Source organism: uncultured Campylobacter sp. (assembly GCF_938039205.1).
Taxonomy (GTDB): Bacteria; Campylobacterota; Campylobacteria; order Campylobacterales; family Campylobacteraceae; genus Campylobacter_A.
The window spans coordinates 1-16255 of record NZ_CALHVM010000049.1; the positions used below are offsets into that span (position 1 = coordinate 1).

General features: G+C 39.4%; 21 protein-coding genes and 1 tRNA gene. 19 read left to right on the forward strand and 3 right to left on the reverse strand.

What is annotated here, in order from left to right:
• Positions 1-105: 105 nt before the first annotated feature.
• The gene (locus Q0394_RS06720; protein WP_298946360.1) at positions 106-1659 is read right to left on the reverse strand and encodes a flavocytochrome c; all 1554 of its coding nucleotides are present in this window, start codon (positions 1657-1659) and stop codon (positions 106-108) included.
• A 334-nt stretch (positions 1660-1993) separates the two neighbouring features.
• Here Q0394_RS06720 and Q0394_RS06725 point away from each other — a divergent pair.
• From Q0394_RS06725 to Q0394_RS06755, 7 genes are all read left to right on the forward strand, one after another.
• A tRNA-Val gene (locus Q0394_RS06725) sits at positions 1994-2069 on the forward strand.
• A gap of 183 nt (positions 2070-2252) precedes the next feature.
• Positions 2253-3521, forward strand: a complete 1269-nt coding sequence (locus tag Q0394_RS06730) for a site-specific integrase (protein ID WP_298946362.1) — start codon at positions 2253-2255, stop codon at positions 3519-3521.
• Positions 3522-3540: 19 nt separating this feature from the next.
• Entirely contained in the window at positions 3541-4476 is a 936-nt protein-coding gene (locus tag Q0394_RS06735; RefSeq protein ID WP_298946363.1) for a hypothetical protein, read from the forward strand.
• Between the two features lie 118 nt (positions 4477-4594).
• A complete protein-coding gene (locus Q0394_RS06740) occupies positions 4595-4846 on the forward strand; it encodes a hypothetical protein (RefSeq protein ID WP_298793299.1) in 252 nt (83 codons plus the stop codon).
• Between the two features lie 122 nt (positions 4847-4968).
• Positions 4969-5169: a hypothetical protein gene (locus Q0394_RS06745; protein ID WP_298946364.1), complete on the forward strand. Its 201-nt coding sequence runs from the start codon at positions 4969-4971 to the stop codon at positions 5167-5169.
• Position 5170: 1 nt separating this feature from the next.
• Positions 5171-5809, forward strand: coding sequence for a hypothetical protein (locus Q0394_RS06750; protein ID WP_298946365.1), 639 nt, complete (start codon positions 5171-5173; stop codon positions 5807-5809).
• A 1-nt stretch (position 5810) separates the two neighbouring features.
• Entirely contained in the window at positions 5811-7289 is a 1479-nt protein-coding gene (locus Q0394_RS06755) for a hypothetical protein (protein WP_298946366.1), read from the forward strand.
• Positions 7290-7541: 252 nt separating this feature from the next.
• Here Q0394_RS06755 and Q0394_RS06760 read toward each other — a convergent pair whose 3' ends face one another.
• Both Q0394_RS06760 and Q0394_RS06765 read right to left on the reverse strand, forming a co-directional pair.
• Positions 7542-7763, reverse strand: a complete 222-nt coding sequence (locus Q0394_RS06760) for a hypothetical protein (RefSeq protein WP_298793309.1) — start codon at positions 7761-7763, stop codon at positions 7542-7544.
• On the reverse strand, positions 7763-7978 hold the full coding sequence (locus Q0394_RS06765; protein ID WP_298793311.1) for an XRE family transcriptional regulator: 216 nt from the start codon (positions 7976-7978) through the stop codon (positions 7763-7765). Before Q0394_RS06765 ends, Q0394_RS06760 begins: the two co-directional genes overlap by 1 nt.
• Before the next feature lie 135 nt (positions 7979-8113).
• Between Q0394_RS06765 and Q0394_RS06770 the strand changes: the two genes are divergently transcribed.
• The 12 genes from Q0394_RS06770 (at position 8114) to Q0394_RS06825 (ending at position 15937) form a co-directional block, all read left to right on the forward strand.
• Positions 8114-8338, forward strand: coding sequence for a hypothetical protein (locus Q0394_RS06770; protein WP_298793313.1), 225 nt, complete (start codon positions 8114-8116; stop codon positions 8336-8338).
• 214 nt (positions 8339-8552) lie between these two features.
• Positions 8553-8789, forward strand: coding sequence for a hypothetical protein (locus Q0394_RS06775; protein ID WP_298946367.1), 237 nt, complete (start codon positions 8553-8555; stop codon positions 8787-8789).
• A complete protein-coding gene (locus Q0394_RS06780; protein WP_298793316.1) occupies positions 8786-9136 on the forward strand; it encodes a hypothetical protein in 351 nt (116 codons plus the stop codon). The genes Q0394_RS06775 and Q0394_RS06780 overlap by 4 nt, the downstream gene beginning before the upstream one ends.
• Positions 9136-9585 carry a hypothetical protein gene (locus Q0394_RS06785; protein ID WP_298793318.1) on the forward strand — a complete coding sequence of 150 codons (450 nt, stop codon included), beginning with the start codon at positions 9136-9138 and terminating at the stop codon, positions 9583-9585. The genes Q0394_RS06780 and Q0394_RS06785 overlap by 1 nt, the downstream gene beginning before the upstream one ends.
• Positions 9586-10033: 448 nt before the next feature.
• Complete coding sequence (locus Q0394_RS06790) at positions 10034-11188, forward strand: phage portal protein (RefSeq protein WP_298946368.1); 1155 nt, start codon at positions 10034-10036, stop codon at positions 11186-11188.
• 2 nt (positions 11189-11190) lie between these two features.
• Positions 11191-11736 (forward strand): HK97 family phage prohead protease, encoded by a 546-nt coding sequence (locus tag Q0394_RS06795; protein ID WP_298946369.1) that lies wholly within the window; start codon positions 11191-11193, stop codon positions 11734-11736.
• Positions 11737-11746: 10 nt separating this feature from the next.
• Positions 11747-12958, forward strand: coding sequence for a phage major capsid protein (locus Q0394_RS06800; protein ID WP_298946370.1), 1212 nt, complete (start codon positions 11747-11749; stop codon positions 12956-12958).
• A complete protein-coding gene (locus Q0394_RS06805; protein WP_298946371.1) occupies positions 12958-13233 on the forward strand; it encodes a head-tail connector protein in 276 nt (91 codons plus the stop codon). The genes Q0394_RS06800 and Q0394_RS06805 overlap by 1 nt, the downstream gene beginning before the upstream one ends.
• Positions 13230-13523, forward strand: a complete 294-nt coding sequence (locus tag Q0394_RS06810) for an HNH endonuclease (protein ID WP_185898160.1) — start codon at positions 13230-13232, stop codon at positions 13521-13523. Before Q0394_RS06805 ends, Q0394_RS06810 begins: the two co-directional genes overlap by 4 nt.
• A 104-nt stretch (positions 13524-13627) precedes the next feature.
• Complete coding sequence (locus tag Q0394_RS06815) at positions 13628-13966, forward strand: hypothetical protein (protein ID WP_298946372.1); 339 nt, start codon at positions 13628-13630, stop codon at positions 13964-13966.
• Complete coding sequence (locus Q0394_RS06820; protein WP_298946373.1) at positions 13966-15615, forward strand: terminase TerL endonuclease subunit; 1650 nt, start codon at positions 13966-13968, stop codon at positions 15613-15615. The genes Q0394_RS06815 and Q0394_RS06820 overlap by 1 nt, the downstream gene beginning before the upstream one ends.
• The gene (locus Q0394_RS06825) at positions 15602-15937 is read left to right on the forward strand and encodes a phage head closure protein (protein WP_298791792.1); all 336 of its coding nucleotides are present in this window, start codon (positions 15602-15604) and stop codon (positions 15935-15937) included. Before Q0394_RS06820 ends, Q0394_RS06825 begins: the two co-directional genes overlap by 14 nt.
• The last annotated feature ends 318 nt before the right edge of the window (positions 15938-16255 follow it).

The window sequence follows — 16255 nt, forward strand, 5'->3', positions numbered from 1 at the left end:
GGATTTGAATGTTGTGCAGAAATTTTAAGTCAAGGCTAGACAAGTAGTCTGCCGCAGACTTAAAATTTCAAACTCATTCAAAGATACTCAAAAGACGCCGCAAATTTAGGCCAGATTTTCTCCGGCAATCATCCCAAACACTATACAATCGGTGATCGCAACCGTACCGAGTCTGCTCGCGCCATGCGTACCGCCTGTGATCTCGCCTGCGGCATAAAGGCCAAGGATCGGCTTATTCGTCTTGCTTGAGATAACCTCGGCTTTGGCGTTGATCTTTAGGCCGCCCATGGTGTGGTGAGGCTTTGGCGATAGGCGGATGACGTAGAACGGTCCTGCCTCGTTGATCTCGCTTAGCGCGCTTTCTTGTTTGCCGAATTCGTCTTTTTTAGCCTTGACGCCTTCGTTATATTTCTTGACGGTTTCTTTTAGCGCGTCGGCAGGTACGCCGTATTTTTTTGCGATGTCATCGAGCGTAGCACACTCGCCAACTATCTTGCCGCTACCCATGCCTTTTTGGATGATCTCTTCGCTTAGGTCTTTAAACGCCATTTTGGTGTCGGCGAAGGTTATCGGATATGCGCCTGGTTTTTCGCGTAAAATTTTAAACTCGGCGTCCGCGCGTGTTTTGCGGTCGGCTAGCTCGTTCATAAAGCGCTTGCCGGTGCGAATATCGACCGCGATGCCGTATTTAAAGGTGCCTTGCTGAGTTAGGATCGGAGCCGTACCAAAGCCCTTTTCGTCCGGGCTCGCCCACGGACCAAACTGTATCCAGTCTACTTGCACCGGATACGCGCCGATCTCAAATGCTTTTAGTAGCGCGCCAGCAGTCGCTCCAGGGTGGTTTGTGCTATCGACGTCGTCGGGAATGCGCGGATCTTGAAGCTTGCGGAAAATTTTATCGCGACAAAAACCGCCGGCCGCTAAAACGACGCCTTTGTTTGCTTTTAGCGTTTTTTTCGTGCCGCTCGTATTTTCTAGATCGTCGCTGTAAAGCTTATCGTCGAATCTATACTCCTCTCTGATCGTTACGCCCACGACGCGGCCGCTATCATCTAGCACGAAGTCGTCAAATTTGGCGCGGCGGCGAAGCTCGCAGCCTTTGTCTTTTAGCGCTTCAAATTTCTCAAGCATCGGCTGGATGTAGCCTGAACCCGAGTCGTTTGTCGTTAGCAGCGAGCGAGCTACGGTGTGACCGCCGAAGTGCGCGCAGTGCTCTTTAAACTGAACGCCGTTTTCAACGAGGAAGTTATACGCGTCCATACCGCGATCGACTAAAGTCTCCAAAAGCTCGGTGTGGTTGATGCCAAGGCCGGCTTTTAGACAGTCAGCGATAAATAGCTCTTTGCTGTCTTTGATGTTGGTTTTTGCTTGCACCGGGTTGTTTGCGACCGCCATGCCGCCGCCGTTGATTACGGAGTTGCCGCCGATGCGACCCATTTTTTCCAGGATTAGTACCTTGCTGTCTTTTTGCGCCGCTTTTAAGCCCGCCGCAAGCCCCGCAAAGCCCGAGCCGATGATGATCACGTCCCACTCTTCGTCAAATTTGACGTCTTTTGCGTTTAACGCGCTTGCTTGCGCATTTACCGCACCAAGTGCTAGCGCACCCGCGCTCGCCATACCTAGCTTTAACAAGTCGCGTCTTGACATTTGCTCTTGCATACATTCTCCTTTGGATGAAATATCATAATGGCATTATAATTATAATATCGTGAGTTTGCTGTGAGTTTTATTAAAAATTTGCTCTGTCATAAATATCCCTAAATTTAGGGGATTTAATGTAAATTTGACCGAGAAGATATGAATTTATGAGATTTTATTTTTAATATTTATCAAGACTTTTCTACTAAAATATAATCTTTATGTATTTTTATTTTGAGACTGCCCTGCATGGTCAAATTTGACGAAATGTGACCGCGCTCAAATTTTGCTTTTTACGAAAAATCGCAAAATTTAAGCTAATTTCAATATTATTTTGGGTAAATTTCCATTTTTCGGTCCCGTAGCTCAGTTGGTAGAGCACTACCTTGACATGGTAGTGGTCGATGGTTCGAGTCCATTCGGGGCCACCATTTATCCCCATTTTCACCTATTCTTAATATTCATTTCGGTTTAATTTTACTCAATAAACACCCTATAAAAGGCACTTTTATATGCATTTAGGTATTTTTTAATTTTACTCAAATATAATTCGTTGTAGTTTTAAAAGGTAAGAAATTAGGTAAGAAATATTTATTAGGTAAGAAGTCGATAAAATGGCCAATGTTTCAAGAAACTATTTAACAGATCGGGATATAAGAAAACTTGACCCAAAAGACAAAGAGTATATTAAGGCTGTAGGAGCCCCAAAAGAACTATACATCTCCATTAACCCAAGCGGGCTTAAAAGTTTTTTCATTAGGCTAAAAGACAAGAAGCGGAAAAAGCTAAAAGACTTTAGACCTGGCATTTATAGCGTAGAAGAGGCAAGAAAAGACGCATTAGGCATATTGAACAACCTAGAACAGGGCAAGAGTCTAGAAAGCCTTGATCACAAAAGCAGTAAGTATATTTTTGGTAATTTAGCCAACGAATGGCTAAATCAAAAAAAGGCCATAACTCTTGAGAGCTACTATGTAAAAATCAAAAGTCGCTTAGATACGTATATACTGCCCTCGCTATCTACCAAAGACGTAAAAGATATAAAGGCATCGGACTTAAAATCTTTATTAACGCCCATCTTTAATCCAAATAACCCCAACAAATCAAGACTTGAGACGATCCACAGAATAATAGGGTATCTGAAAGATATTTTTAAAACACCTTGTAGAGACGGCTATATTTCTCTCGATCCGACGCAGTATTTGAGTGAAGATTTTCCAACAGCTAAATTGTTTAATAAGAAAAATGGAATTGATACAAGACATCCTGCGCTAATAGATGATGATTTGATAAAAGAGTTTATCCAAGATTTGAAAAACAATAACACCGTTGAGCTTAATACAAAGCGGGCCATCTACCTACAAATACTTACAGGCAATAGAGCCGGGAATACGGCCGAGGCTAAATGGGAAGATATTGATATGGTAAACGGGATTTGGACTATACGACCTACTGAAATGAAAATGAGAGAAACCCACCATGTATTTTTAAACACTTATGCCCTTAAAATTTTAGAAGAACAGTTTAGGTATAGTCAGAATAGTATATATGTTTTTCCTAGCATACAAGCGGAAACGGGTCATATTGCAAGCGGAACTATAAATAAAGCAATAAAGAACATGGGGTACAAAAATAAATACAAAGGGCTAGCAACGGCACATGGCTTTAGATCGGTGTTTAGGACCATTTGCACTTTGAACAAAGCGGATCTGTTAAAATATGGCGTAACAGAGGAAGCGATCGAGGCTAGTCTGGCACATAAAGAGAAAAATCAAATAAAAGAACACTACCAGCGCAAGATGGCAAAGGATGATGTAAGAGTCAAGCTGATGCAGTGGTATGGCGATCACCTTAATAAGATAGAAGATTTAGGGATATGGTAAAAAACACACTAACAATAATTTGAAATCTAAAGATAGTTTTTATCAAAAAGGCTACAACGACTATGGTGAAATGATAAAAAAATTAGAAGATAAACTAAAAAGCATTGATGTATCTTCTGAAGAAAATAAAGAAATTGCACACGAACTGCATATAAAACTTAATGAATTATATAAAAAAGATGAAAATTTTGACAAGCAACACAAAGAATTTGCGAATGATGTATATAAAATTATTGATGAAGTTACTGAAAATGTTAAAAAAGAAAATAACGATACTTACACATTGCAGAGTGAATTAATAAGGGCATTTATGATATTAGTAGCATCTGATAATACAGTTGATTTTTATAAAAAATTAATTGAAGACAATGATTTTAATTCAAAAATATATATATTTAATAGGCTTCACGAATCAAAAGTTAAAGATAAAAGTATAACAAAAAATATCGCTCTAATGATAGCATTTTTAATAGTAGAATTTTGTAATCTTTTTTATAAGCTTAATAGAAACGAAAAAGAGAGAATACAGCATCTTAACGAAATAGATAAGATAAAAAAAGAGATTAGCCATCATATTGAAGTAGTAGAATATCTACTGGATGAATATATACCAAATAATCCATTAATACTTTCTGTTGAAGAAAGGGAAATTTTAGAGACATTAAGAATACCAACTTCAAATAGTTTAAAAACCATTAAAACAATAGCACTTCAAGGATGTTCAAACTACAAAGAGATGTTAAAAGATGCTTACAAAACGCCTGCTAAAATGAATTTCTTTTCAGGAATTAGTATGGAGAAAAAATACGAAAATAGAAGAGATCTTACAGAGCATTATCAAAAACATTTTCTTAGAATTGCTGAAATATACAATCTTCCAAAAGAAGAGTTTGAAAGAAATGAGCTTTTAAATGTTTTAAAAAAATTTGTGAAAAAAACTCATTTTACATCATAAAATATCTCCATGCGTTATTCTCAAAATTGTTTTTAGTTTTTAAAAATAAAATTGTTTAAGGTTTTTCTCATTATGCAATAAAATACTCCAAATCAAAATTAAAAGAGGAGTATTTACAATGTTAGTCACTTCAAACAATACGAACACCACACCACTACCAACACCTCAAAGTTTAGCTGATGAATGGATGACCCCCGAGCAATTAGAAGCAGAAATCGGCTTGAACATAGCAGCCCAGGAGCGTATGCGCATGAGAAAACGACAGCTGGGCGATAAAAACCCATTACCGTTTAGTAAATTTGGCAGAGTGATACGCTACAGCAGAAAAAGAATTAATGAGTGGCTATTAAATAACGAACAAAAGGGATAAATCCTTGTCTAGCTTTTTAAGGGCAAGACAAGGAACTATAATAATAAGTGAGACGATTATTATACCCTTTGCCCATAAAAAGTCAAGAAAATCCTAATCTAATCTCTTAAAAAGGATAGACTATGAGACATTATGGAAACGGTAGCCGGGCCAACGAATATAGGCTAGGGATAGACAGCGAAAAAGAGATCAAAGAAGCCAAAGAATTCTTGCGGCAAAGAGAGCTGGAGCTAAGAGTGGCAAAGGAGCGAGAGGAAAAAGAAGCTAGAGCCCGCGAACTAGCCAAGCTCGAGGCCGAGCTGCGCGATTTGATAGGGGCTTGATATGGATATTTTACAAGCTCAAAGACAAAGGCTAACAAAAGCCCTACAAAATGATAAAAAAGGCGTGTTTGGTAAAATTTACAAATCTTACGATAGACGCTTTTTTGATAGTTTTGGCGGCCTTGATACCCTAGTAGGCTTTTTAGGGCTAAATACCAAAAATAAAATCACTCTGATACTACAAAACGACAAAGGCCACTTTATGCGCGTTTTGGATTATGCTAATTGCGAGCTATACAATGAGCTTTACTCGCAAAGCGATCCGTTTAGAAGCGGAAACGCCAATATCTGCATCCAAAAGATAACGGGCAGGCGCGTATTGATGGTAAGCGGAGCTTATCAGGATGCGCCTTTATTCGAGATTTTAGGCTTTGATTATCTATGTTTCAAAGATGAATTCGAATTTAGCGCAGGAGTTAAATTTACAGAGGCCCTAAAGGCCTATCAGAGCAAAAAGATTATACTTTTTGATAGACGCTTAAACGATGCGACTAAGGAAATTTTGAACAAAGAGCTAGATGCCGATGTGCAGCTAGTGGGCTCGTATTTTTACGAGTTTATAAGGTTTAGTGCCAATGACAACAAGCACTATGAGAACAAATTTAAAAATATACTAGACGGATTAATAAAGGAGAATTAGTATGTCGTTTGCAGATAGATACGAACCTGAAACAAAAGCCTCGCCTAGCCAAAAAGCGAGGGAAGCTAGGCGAAAGGACTTCAACTATGAGAATGAAGAGATTATACCCAAAGAAACTAAACCTAGCACCGAGAAGATTGAAGAAATTACAAAAGAAGAAAGCGATAGGTTAAAGCGTAGGTATATGTCGCAGTTTGATTTTGGTATTGGCTGGCTTAATGACTATACCGGTCTTTTAAAAAAATCACTTCCTAGCACATATCCCCAAATAGAACTAAAAGCGATCCAAAATCTCGCTTTTTTACTATCGCATGGCGGCCTTAGAGTGGGCGGTTTTTATATGCTTGATCTAAGCGATAGCGGAGTGGGAAAAGGTATAAATTTTAGCACTCAGAACAAGCTACTATTTGATCCCATACGTAGATCGGATCGTGAAGCAAGGCAGGAGCAAAAAGACAGAATAAGGCAAATGATTGAAGATAAGGAAATTTCAAAGGCAGATGCAGATAAAAAATATAAACTCATAGGTAGCATTCACGAGAAAAATACTAGCCTGGAAGGGTTATGCCAGTGCTTTGAAACCACAAAAACGCAAATACTAGAGATGGAAGAACTAGGAAATACCCTAAAAATGGATAAAGACGCAATAATTGACTTTATAGTATCGGCACATGGAAAGGATAGGATAAAGACGCCTAGCCAAAAAATTAATGCCCATGCGGAGCCTTACATAGAACAAGCCAACTTCTTTTTTTATGCCGATACAAACCTGGCCTATTTATCATCCAAACAGCTTATGCACCATTTAGAGGGCGGCTTTTTTAACCGTTGTATTATGGTTTATTGCGAAGATGAGCTAGACTATAAGGATACGCAAATAATTCCTATTCCGGCACATAAAGAAAATGAATGCATGGAATTATCTAGCGAGATTTACGAATTTGCAAAAGAATTTTCAGGATATGAAATAAATAGAAACTACCTAGCCACTAATGATATTTTGATTAATTTTGCAAAAGGGGTTAGGGCTGCCGAGCAAGAGAGCAGTAGGCTATACAAGCAAAGTAATAGCACGATATATAAGGTTATGAGTCTAGCAAACAGAAGAACAACCTATAATCTAAGCTCTATTATTATAACGTTGCACTACTTGCAAGAATTTACCAAATACAGAGACTGCAAAAAAAGCAACAAAGAGTATAAATTTGAACACTTAGTATCCGATGAGACGGTAAAAAAAGGAATTGAGTTTTTAAGAGGGTATCTTGATTTTAGCCCATTAATCGACAAGATCACAAACACAACCGTATCTGATAAATTAGAACTAGCGGATAAAATATTAGATTTTGTAAAAAAACAGAGGTTACCCATGGGTGCAAGAGAAGTTTATAGAAAATTCAATATGACAAAAAACGAGCTAATAAACCTAACCAAGTCAAAATTAAAAATAGAGAATGGGAATATCATATCTATTATTTAGAATTTGTATGACACTATGACAAAATGACCGCTAAGCCCGTATTCTAGGGGGTTAGTGTGTCATAATTCAGTCTATGACAGCCTATGACAATATGACAGAGACTATAAAATTGTCATAGTGTCATAAGGTGTCATAACATAATTTATGACAATCAAACGCCGTATTTTAGGGAGCTGGCGAGTAATTTGTCATAGTGTCATAACTTTTTTGGGTTTTAGATTTCAATCTAAATAGTTTTTAGAAGTAGAAACGTCAAAGTATAAATTTTATATGCAGATCGTTTAATTCTTCCTCCGTAACGTGCTTAAGATCGCTAAGGCGTATTTCATAGCCTCTTTGATACATTTCTTTCACGCTTTTAAGCTCGGCATCGTGCAAAGCGCTATTTCTAGCCATATTTTTGTAGACTCTATAAGCTACAAACGTAACGAGCAGAAAAACAAATACGCTAGCGTTTTGCGGGAAGTAAAACATCAAATATCCTTTTGTTTATCAAATTCCGTTTTTACGACGTCATAGAAGTTTTTAAATTTGTAGTTTTGTATCCAGCTATCGACCCAAGCCGGAATAGGTCTATTTTCATCATTCCAATTATTTACAGTCATATAAGAAATTCCGCACATGTCGGCAAATTCTTTTTTTGTTATATTTAGTTTTTTTAATTCTTCACTAAATCTCTCTTTATTCATTTTTAACTCCATATCTCAATTAGTTGTATTATTCTATAAAATTATTGCTAAAAGTTGTATTAAGTATTGACTTATATCGTAAAATGTTGTATAATTAAATCATAAATACAACAAAATACTTTTAAAGGAGCCCAGATGACACTAAGTTTTGACGATGCATTAGACATAGAAAACGAATTGCCTGATGCACTTTGCGCAATAGCATACCTCGTAGAGGCTTTGCCGCATTATCAGAAAGCCGTAGGAACGAACGAGAAAGCGGAGCAGAACGTAAACTATTTTCTATCTACGCTAATAGGCGGAGCCGCAATAGCCACCCAAGGCTACATTGACGAGAAAACGAAAGGAGTGAAGAAATGAAACTCGTATTTGAAATAAATGACGAACTAGACCTGGCGGACGAAGTACCAAGTGCGCTAAGCAACATCAGCACGCTAGTATTAGCTTTGCCGCACCTCCAAAAGGCTACAAGATAAATGCGGGCTATTTTTTAAGCGGCGTTATTGATGATATTGCGGAGGCCGTAACCCAATATGCAGAAAAGAAGCTAACCGAAAAAAGAGGAGGCAAAGAAATGATTTTAGTCCATACCGACACCCGTATCACAGAGCTAGAGGAGCAAGTCAGATTTTTAAAAGATAGATTTGAAAACCTGCAAAGAGCCGTAAGGGCTGCGCATTTAGGCTTTAAAACTATCGACGAACTAGCAGATGAAGCCCATGCGCTTAACCAGGGTATTTTTTGGGATTATGTAGAAAACGCGGATCAGGAGAGCGAAAACCAAGAACAAAGAGAGGAGATAAAGAAATGATTTTGTTTACACCAAAAGACGGCAGCAAAGAGAGCTTTAATAAGTTACTTGCAGAACGAGCGGGCGGGGTGGACAACTTGTCGCATAAGGCTATTTACGACGTAGCATACGAGCTTTATTGCTCGCTAGCTTGCGTAACCGACAAAAAAGAAGCTTTAAAAATAATGCTTGAGGCCACAACCGACGAACTCAAGGGACTCAGACTAGAGATAATTGACCTAAAAGAACGCATAGAGGAGTTGGTAGACGAGAAAATAGAGCTATCCAAGCAGCTGCTTGAGCTTAGAATAGATAATGCGACCGATGAGGGAAGCGAAGAGATGGAAAAACTATTACAAGGAGATTAATGATGAAAAATATGAATGCCTTTTACGAAGCCAGCAGGGTGGCTTTATCAAAGAATAACCCGCAAATTTTTAACCCTAGGCGTATGGACGAAGAGGGACGGTTAATTATACGGATAGACGAGAATAAAATAGAGCGCGAGCTAGCCTCTATTTTTTACAGAGATAGACCAGAATACTTAAAGGAGTTTTGTCTCCAGACGTTAGAGTTTATCGAGGCGCTAGAGGTCAATAAAAGATATTACGATTTTTTCCTAAACGACAAAGAGGATACGGATGAGCTAACCGACGAGGAAAGAACATTCATAAGCGAGATGATAGAAACTATTAGCATAACGCAGGCGAGCCTAAAAAGCTTTTTGGATAAATGGGCAAATCCTTGGGCGAACGTGCCGGACGTTGAGGAACAGCGCAGGTATTTAGATGAGTTTTTGAAAAAGCAGGCAAATTAAGTTTATCAAAGGGGGCGAATTTGCCCTCTTGAATAAGCCTAATTCTAAATGAACGACCCTACCGGCTTTGTAGATATGGGAAGCGCACTAGGGAAGCGATATTGTCCTAGCTAGGATCAGCCCTGATGCAGGGTTTTAAAATAAGAGATTAGATTAGGGTTAAAAATACCATAATCTACTTTTCAATATTTAATATAATGCCTATATATAGAGATTTTATTATATTTAGTATTGAAAACTTTACAATAAAAAGCTATAATAGGCTTTATGATAACCGTACTTTTTACTAATCAGCCCTGCCGGACCTGCGACGAAGTTATACAAGATAAATCTATGCTATGGCTTAACGAAAACGGGAAAAGAGTTATGGGCATAAATATAAAATTCGTAGCCGCCATCATTAAAGACGGTAAGATCGTGGAATATCCAAATATTAGGAAGCTAGGAGATGAAGACGATTTTTAATTTTTTCAAAAGAAAACCCAAGCCGCAAGAATTTAGCTTGATCGCTAATCAAAACACATTTGGAGCATTCGGCGGCGATGCATACTCAAGCGACATTTACAGAGGGGCGATCGATGCGATAGCAAGGAACGCCGCAAAACTCAAAGGCTCGCACGTCATCAAAGACGAGCTAAACAAGCAAGCCGTAAGCAACATTAACTACTTACTCCAAATTCAACCAAACGAACTAATGAACGCTTACGATTTTTTGTATAAGGTAGTAACTCGCCTTTATATTCATAATAACGCCTTTATCTTGATAGATGAGGACGAAACGGGTATCAAAGGTTTTTATCCTATCGATGCGACCAACGCAGCCTTTTTGCAGGATGGACGCGGAGAGCTTTATATTAGGTTTATCGCTAAAGACGGGGAGTTAATCCAAAAATACAAAAATATTATTCACCTAAGACGTCATTTTAATAGCTCTAAATATTTCGGCGACAGCAACGATGCGATCAACAATACTTTAGATTTGGCTCATACTCAAAACGAGGGGCTAAATATCGCCATAAAAGCCGGAGCCAATATCAGAGGCATTATGAAATACGAGCAGGTACTACCCGATGCTGAAATGACAAAGATGCGCGAGCGGTTTATAAAAGACTTTTTAGGTGTGTCTAATAACGGCGGCGTAGTGATAACAGATGCCAAAAGCTCATTTCTACCGATCGAGAGCAAGCCCGTAAGCATAGACGATAAACAGCTAGCTGCGATAAAAAATAAAATTTACGACTATTTGGGCATTAGCGAAAATATCGTAAAGAGCAACTACAACGAGAACGAATGGGGAGCTTTTTACGAGAGCGTCATAGAGCCTTTGGCCGTGCAGATGAGCTTAGAATTTACTAGAAAGATTTTCACCCAAAGAGAGATTAAATTTAAAAACTATATTACATTTGAGAGCGGTAGACTTCAATTCTCAAGCAACGCCACTAAAATAAATTTAATTTCCGAGCTTATGCCTTATGGGCTGCTTAGTATAAATCAGGCATTGGAAATTTTAAATTTACCGGCCGTGCAAGACGGAGATAAAAGACTTCAAACGCTTAACGTAGTAGATGCAGACAAGGCTAATAAATATCAGGTAGGAGAGTAGAAATGAAAGAAATCAGAAGCTGCGAGATCAAGGCGAGTGAGGATATGATACTAACAGGTTTGCCGATAGTCTTTAACCAAACGGCCACCATAAACGATAGCGGACTAAGCTACAATGAGGTTATATTACCGACTGCGCTTGATGGGTGCGATCTAAGCGACACGAGGCTTTTATACAACCACGATAATTCAAAAGTGCCGCTAGCAAGAACTCCAAAAACGATGAAATTTAATAAAAGCTCGGCAGGGCTTGAAATGATAGCTACTTTACCCGATACGGCGGAAGCCAAATCGATATACGCCGCTGTAAAGCGCGGAGACTTAACGGCAATGAGTTTCGGCTTTAAAGTGAGCGAGGGCGGAGACAGCTACGACAGAGCGAGCAAGACCCGAACTATTCATAAGATAGATAAGGTATACGAGGTTAGCGTAACGCCATATCCGGCATACAGCGCGACAAGCGTAGAGGCTAGGAGTAGGATAAACGCTTTTAACGACGACGAGCGAACAAAAAAGCTTATCGAACTAAACAACATAATTTTACACTAAAGGAAAAACGATGAAATTTAAGACCGTGGCGGAAGCCTTTAATCACTACAAAACAAAAACACTAAAAGAAATTGAAGCTAGAGCGCAGGAGATCAAACAAGAGATCAACACTAACGCCAATATCGATATGAATGAGATAAATATCGAAATCGACGGGCTAAAAGAAGCTAAAGCGCATCTAGGCGAAAAGCAGACTAGAAGCAAAGAGGACGGGTTAAAAGAGCTTGACAATATGAGCTTTGAGGTAAGAAGCGCAGAGCCAAAAGACGTATTTGGTACAAACGAATACAAGCAAGCTTTTTTCAAAACCTTACTAAATCAACCGCTAAACGCGACCGAACAAAGAGCTATGAATGCGGCGCAGATGGAGCTAAGAGCGTCTGGCTTTGCAAGCCTAAGCAATGTCGCAGGCGTAATCCCTACATCTACGCTAAACGAAGTAATAAGTAAGGCTAGAACGCAAGGCGGCACGATCGGAGTTTCGCGAGGCTTTGCGATGCCGTGTAATATGGATATACCGGTAGGAACTCCAACTGCTAAAGCCAGCTGGCACACAGAGGGCGCGGACGTGAGCGAGGAAAGACCGGATATTGCAATAGTTAATTTTAAAGCTTACGAGATAATGAAAGTCTTTTCTCTATCGGTAGCCGCCTCAAAAATGAGTATATCGGCATTTGAGGCTTACATCATAGAAGAACTTCAAAGCTCGGTAATGAATTGTATCTCGGATGCACTTATCAACGGCACGGGAACTAATCAGGGCAAAGGCGTATTAAGCGGTATATCTTGGGTAAAAGACAGCAACCACTTTGAATTCAAAAAAGCCGGACTAACTTATGCCGACGTGGTAAAAGTAGCGGGAGCGTTAAAGCGAGGCTATGCGTCAAACGCTAAATGGGTGATGAGCAACGCAACGCTATTTAATCTATTCTACGGCCTAACCGACACAAACGGACGCCCAATATTCGTGCTTGATCCAAAGAGTGAGAACGTAGGTAAAATATTAGGCTTTGAGGTTATCGTGGATGACTACATGGCAAATGATAACGTAATATTCGGAAACTTTGACTACCTAGGCTACAACCTACCAAGCGGCATAATGCTTGAAAGCTCAACGCAGTCAAGCTTTAAGTCCGGCAAGATAGATTATAGGGCTTTGGCAATAGCTGACTGCAAGCCGATAGTAGACGAAGCCTTTATCAAACTATCAAGGGCGGCGTGATGATAGAGGTCGCGGAAGCTAGAGAGTGGCTAAGGCTCGACGGCAACGAGAACGACGAAATAATAAAGGGGTTGCTAAATGCAATCCCTGATTATATCGAGGTAAGCACCGGGCTAAACAAGCGGGCGCAAGAAAAAGAGCCGCTAGCCAAACAGCTAAGTAAATTTATCTTGATACTTTGGTACAACGCCGAGCAAAGCGAGAGTGAGAAGCTAAGCAAGGTTATAGATAATCTCTTAAAAGCGTTATCGCTCAAAGCCAGGTTTAGTAGATGAGAAGCATTGATAATAAATTCTATCAAAGCCAAAATTGGAAAAAGACGCGCAACGCTTACTATATTTCTCAGAACGGAATATGCGAGCGTTGCGGCGGTATAGGTAGGATAGTCCATCACAAAAAGCATCTAAGCAAAGCCAATCAGAACGATTTTAATTTAACATTGCATTGGGAGAACCTGGAGCTGCTTTGTCAGGACTGCCACAACAAAGAACACTTTGAGAGAAGCTGCACGGTAGAGGGATTAAAATTTGACGAGAACGGCGATTTAGTTAAGGTCTTTGGGTAGATTTTAGCTAAGTAGCCCCCGTCTTAAGTTTAATCTAAGTTTCGGGGAAAATCGGCGGGGGAGTTTCTAAATTCCCTCCAGGGCAAAACCACAAGGGGGTCAATATGGCAAAAGTAAGAAAAATATCAAGTAATGACGAGCTAGACGAGCTTATCAAGCTTGCGCCGCAAAGTAGACAAAAAGTGGCAAAAGATTTGGTAACCGAGTTAAAATTTATGAATAAAACTATGCAAAGACTCAAAGAAGTAGTGGAAAACGGCGAAATTTTAGAGGAATTTAATCAGGGCAAACAAAGCTTTATTAGAGAGAATTCCGCGCTAAAAAGCTACAACACGACCATTCAGCGGTATTCGCTAGTGTATAGGCAGCTTATGGAGCTGATAGATAAAAATCCGTCTCCAGCCGACGATAGCGAGCTGATAAATTTTATCTCGAGCAAATAATGAACTTCATAAAAGAGTATTATCGCAAAATTAAAACGGGCGAAATATTAGTCAGCAAAAGAGTAGAAAAAATTTACGACAAGCTAATAAACGACATGAAAGACAAAAGCGGCCAGTATAAATTCGACGAGAAAAAAGCTTTAAGGCCTATCGAGTTTATAGAGAAATTTTGCAAACACTCAAAAGGAGAATGGGCCGGCAGTCCGCTAAAGCTAGATCTATTTCAAAAAGCTTTTATCTCTGCGCTATTCGGCTTTGTGGATAAAAAGACGGGACTAAGAAAATACAAAGAGGCCTTTTTTATGGTGGCTAGAAAAAACGGTAAAAGCTCTCTATTAGCAGGCCTTAGTCTTTATATGCTGATCGCAGACGGCGAAGCGGGCGCGGAGGTTTATTCGGTAGCTACCAAAAAAGAGCAAGCCAAGATCGTATTTGACGAAACCTTAAATATGGTAAAGCAAAGCCCGCAACTTAGCAAATTTCTAAAAAAGAGAAAGAGCGATTTATATTTTTCTCTTAATATGTCCAAGATGATGCCGCTAGGCAAGAATAGCAACACCCTGGACGGGCTAAATTCCCATTTGGTAGTTATCGACGAGCTTCACGGCGTAAAAGACAGAAATCTTTACGAGGTTATGAAGCAAAGCCAATCCGCGCGCCGTGAACCATTGGTAATTATGATCACGACTGCCGGCACGGTCAGAGAGTGTATATTCGACGATATTTACGAATATGCTTGTAATATCGCAGACGGCATTTTCAAAGACGATAGCTTTTTACCTATCATCTATGAGCTTGATAGCAAAGACGAATGGAAAGACGAGAAAAAATGGATCAAAGCAAATCCAGGGCTAGGAAGTATTAAAAAATACGCCGATTTATCAGATAAGGCCAAAAGAGCAGAAAACAGCCCGAAAGATTTAATCGGCATCCTTACTAAAGATTTTAACATTAGAGAGAGCTCGCGCAACGCATGGCTAAGCTTTGACGTTATCAACAATCCAAAAACCTACGACGAGTCTAAATTTAAGAACGTATACGCCATAGGCGGAGCAGACCTATCAATAACGACTGATTTAACCTGCGCTACGCTAGTAACGATAAGCGACGGCGAAAGGCTAGTTAAGCAGATGTATTGGATACCTAGAGACAACCTGGAGACTAGAATAAAAGAAGACAAGATACCTTACGATATTTGGCACGCAAACGGGCTTTTAAGGCTTTGCGACGGGAACACCATAGACTACTCGGACGTTACGGCGTGGTATTTAGAGCAAGTCAAACAAAACGGGATTACGGTGCTATGGATTTACTATGATAGCTATTCGGCTAGGTATTGGGTGGATGAAATGCAAACAGAGGGCTTTAAGATGATTAGATGCATTCAGGGGGCTAAAACCCTATCACTACCCTTGCAAATCCTAGGAGCTGATTTGCAAGCTAAGAGAGTAAATTACAACAATAGCCCGATCCTAAAATGGTGCTTGAGTAATACTGGAGTCGTAGAGGATAGGAACGCAAACATAATCCCAGTAAAGAGCAACAATCCGCGCCAAAGAATAGACGGCACGGCATCACTACTAAACGCTTACGTCGGGTTGTGCGAACATTTAACAGAATTTGAAAGGCTTTGCGATGATAAAAGATAAAAAGATCAGTATATTAGGTTACATCTCGACCAGAAATGAATACGGCGAGGTTGAAAAACAGCAGCAATACTTGCTAAAGGATATTTGGGCTTACATAAGGCAACTATCGGCAAAAGAGGCTTACGAGCGAGCGCAAATTCAATCTGAAGCCGAGATTTTATTCGTGGTAAATTACAATGAGGTTTTAAAAGATCAGAGCCTGATCGACTACGAGATCAAATTTAGAGACAACACCTACCAAATAACCGGCATAGACTATTATGAATTTGGCAAGCGAGATATTAAAATTTATGCTAAGCCAAAAGGCAATAATCACAATTAGGTAAGAAATTGGGTAAGAAATATTCTAATTTTAAACCTTAAACTACGATTTTATCGTATGTAAAGCGGTATAGTTTTAGTCCATTCGGGGCCACCATTTCGCTTCTTTTGATTCAAATTTCATCAAATTTTACTTAATTTCGCATCGTAAATCCAAACGTCAAATTTGCCCACTAAAGCCAAAAGTATATTATGTTTTATTTTGAAGTAAAATTTAATGATTAAAGCGCAAAGGCAACCACTCCTTTGCGCAATTTGGGAGAAAAATGAATCAAAACAGTGCAAAGACGAGATAAATGCATGATTCATTCGATGAAAT

What these genes read in the sequence shown, in the direction of transcription:
- Q0394_RS06720 (WP_298946360.1), bottom strand. Translation starts at nt 1,659, where the DNA reads ATGCAAGAGCAAATGTCAAGACGCGACTTGTTAAAGCTAGGTATGGCG.
- Q0394_RS06730 (WP_298946362.1), top strand. Translation starts at nt 2,253, where the DNA reads ATGGCCAATGTTTCAAGAAACTATTTAACAGATCGGGATATAAGAAAA.
- Q0394_RS06740 (WP_298793299.1), top strand. Translation starts at nt 4,595, where the DNA reads ATGTTAGTCACTTCAAACAATACGAACACCACACCACTACCAACACCT.
- Q0394_RS06745 (WP_298946364.1), top strand. Translation starts at nt 4,969, where the DNA reads ATGAGACATTATGGAAACGGTAGCCGGGCCAACGAATATAGGCTAGGG.
- Q0394_RS06750 (WP_298946365.1), top strand. Translation starts at nt 5,171, where the DNA reads ATGGATATTTTACAAGCTCAAAGACAAAGGCTAACAAAAGCCCTACAA.
- Q0394_RS06755 (WP_298946366.1), top strand. Translation starts at nt 5,811, where the DNA reads ATGTCGTTTGCAGATAGATACGAACCTGAAACAAAAGCCTCGCCTAGC.
- Q0394_RS06760 (WP_298793309.1), bottom strand. Translation starts at nt 7,763, where the DNA reads ATGTTTTACTTCCCGCAAAACGCTAGCGTATTTGTTTTTCTGCTCGTT.
- Q0394_RS06765 (WP_298793311.1), bottom strand. Translation starts at nt 7,978, where the DNA reads ATGAATAAAGAGAGATTTAGTGAAGAATTAAAAAAACTAAATATAACA.
- Q0394_RS06770 (WP_298793313.1), top strand. Translation starts at nt 8,114, where the DNA reads ATGACACTAAGTTTTGACGATGCATTAGACATAGAAAACGAATTGCCT.
- Q0394_RS06775 (WP_298946367.1), top strand. Translation starts at nt 8,553, where the DNA reads ATGATTTTAGTCCATACCGACACCCGTATCACAGAGCTAGAGGAGCAA.
- Q0394_RS06780 (WP_298793316.1), top strand. Translation starts at nt 8,786, where the DNA reads ATGATTTTGTTTACACCAAAAGACGGCAGCAAAGAGAGCTTTAATAAG.
- Q0394_RS06785 (WP_298793318.1), top strand. Translation starts at nt 9,136, where the DNA reads ATGATGAAAAATATGAATGCCTTTTACGAAGCCAGCAGGGTGGCTTTA.
- Q0394_RS06790 (WP_298946368.1), top strand. Translation starts at nt 10,034, where the DNA reads ATGAAGACGATTTTTAATTTTTTCAAAAGAAAACCCAAGCCGCAAGAA.
- Q0394_RS06795 (WP_298946369.1), top strand. Translation starts at nt 11,191, where the DNA reads ATGAAAGAAATCAGAAGCTGCGAGATCAAGGCGAGTGAGGATATGATA.
- Q0394_RS06800 (WP_298946370.1), top strand. Translation starts at nt 11,747, where the DNA reads ATGAAATTTAAGACCGTGGCGGAAGCCTTTAATCACTACAAAACAAAA.
- Q0394_RS06805 (WP_298946371.1), top strand. Translation starts at nt 12,958, where the DNA reads ATGATAGAGGTCGCGGAAGCTAGAGAGTGGCTAAGGCTCGACGGCAAC.
- Q0394_RS06810 (WP_185898160.1), top strand. Translation starts at nt 13,230, where the DNA reads ATGAGAAGCATTGATAATAAATTCTATCAAAGCCAAAATTGGAAAAAG.
- Q0394_RS06815 (WP_298946372.1), top strand. Translation starts at nt 13,628, where the DNA reads ATGGCAAAAGTAAGAAAAATATCAAGTAATGACGAGCTAGACGAGCTT.
- Q0394_RS06820 (WP_298946373.1), top strand. Translation starts at nt 13,966, where the DNA reads ATGAACTTCATAAAAGAGTATTATCGCAAAATTAAAACGGGCGAAATA.
- Q0394_RS06825 (WP_298791792.1), top strand. Translation starts at nt 15,602, where the DNA reads ATGATAAAAGATAAAAAGATCAGTATATTAGGTTACATCTCGACCAGA.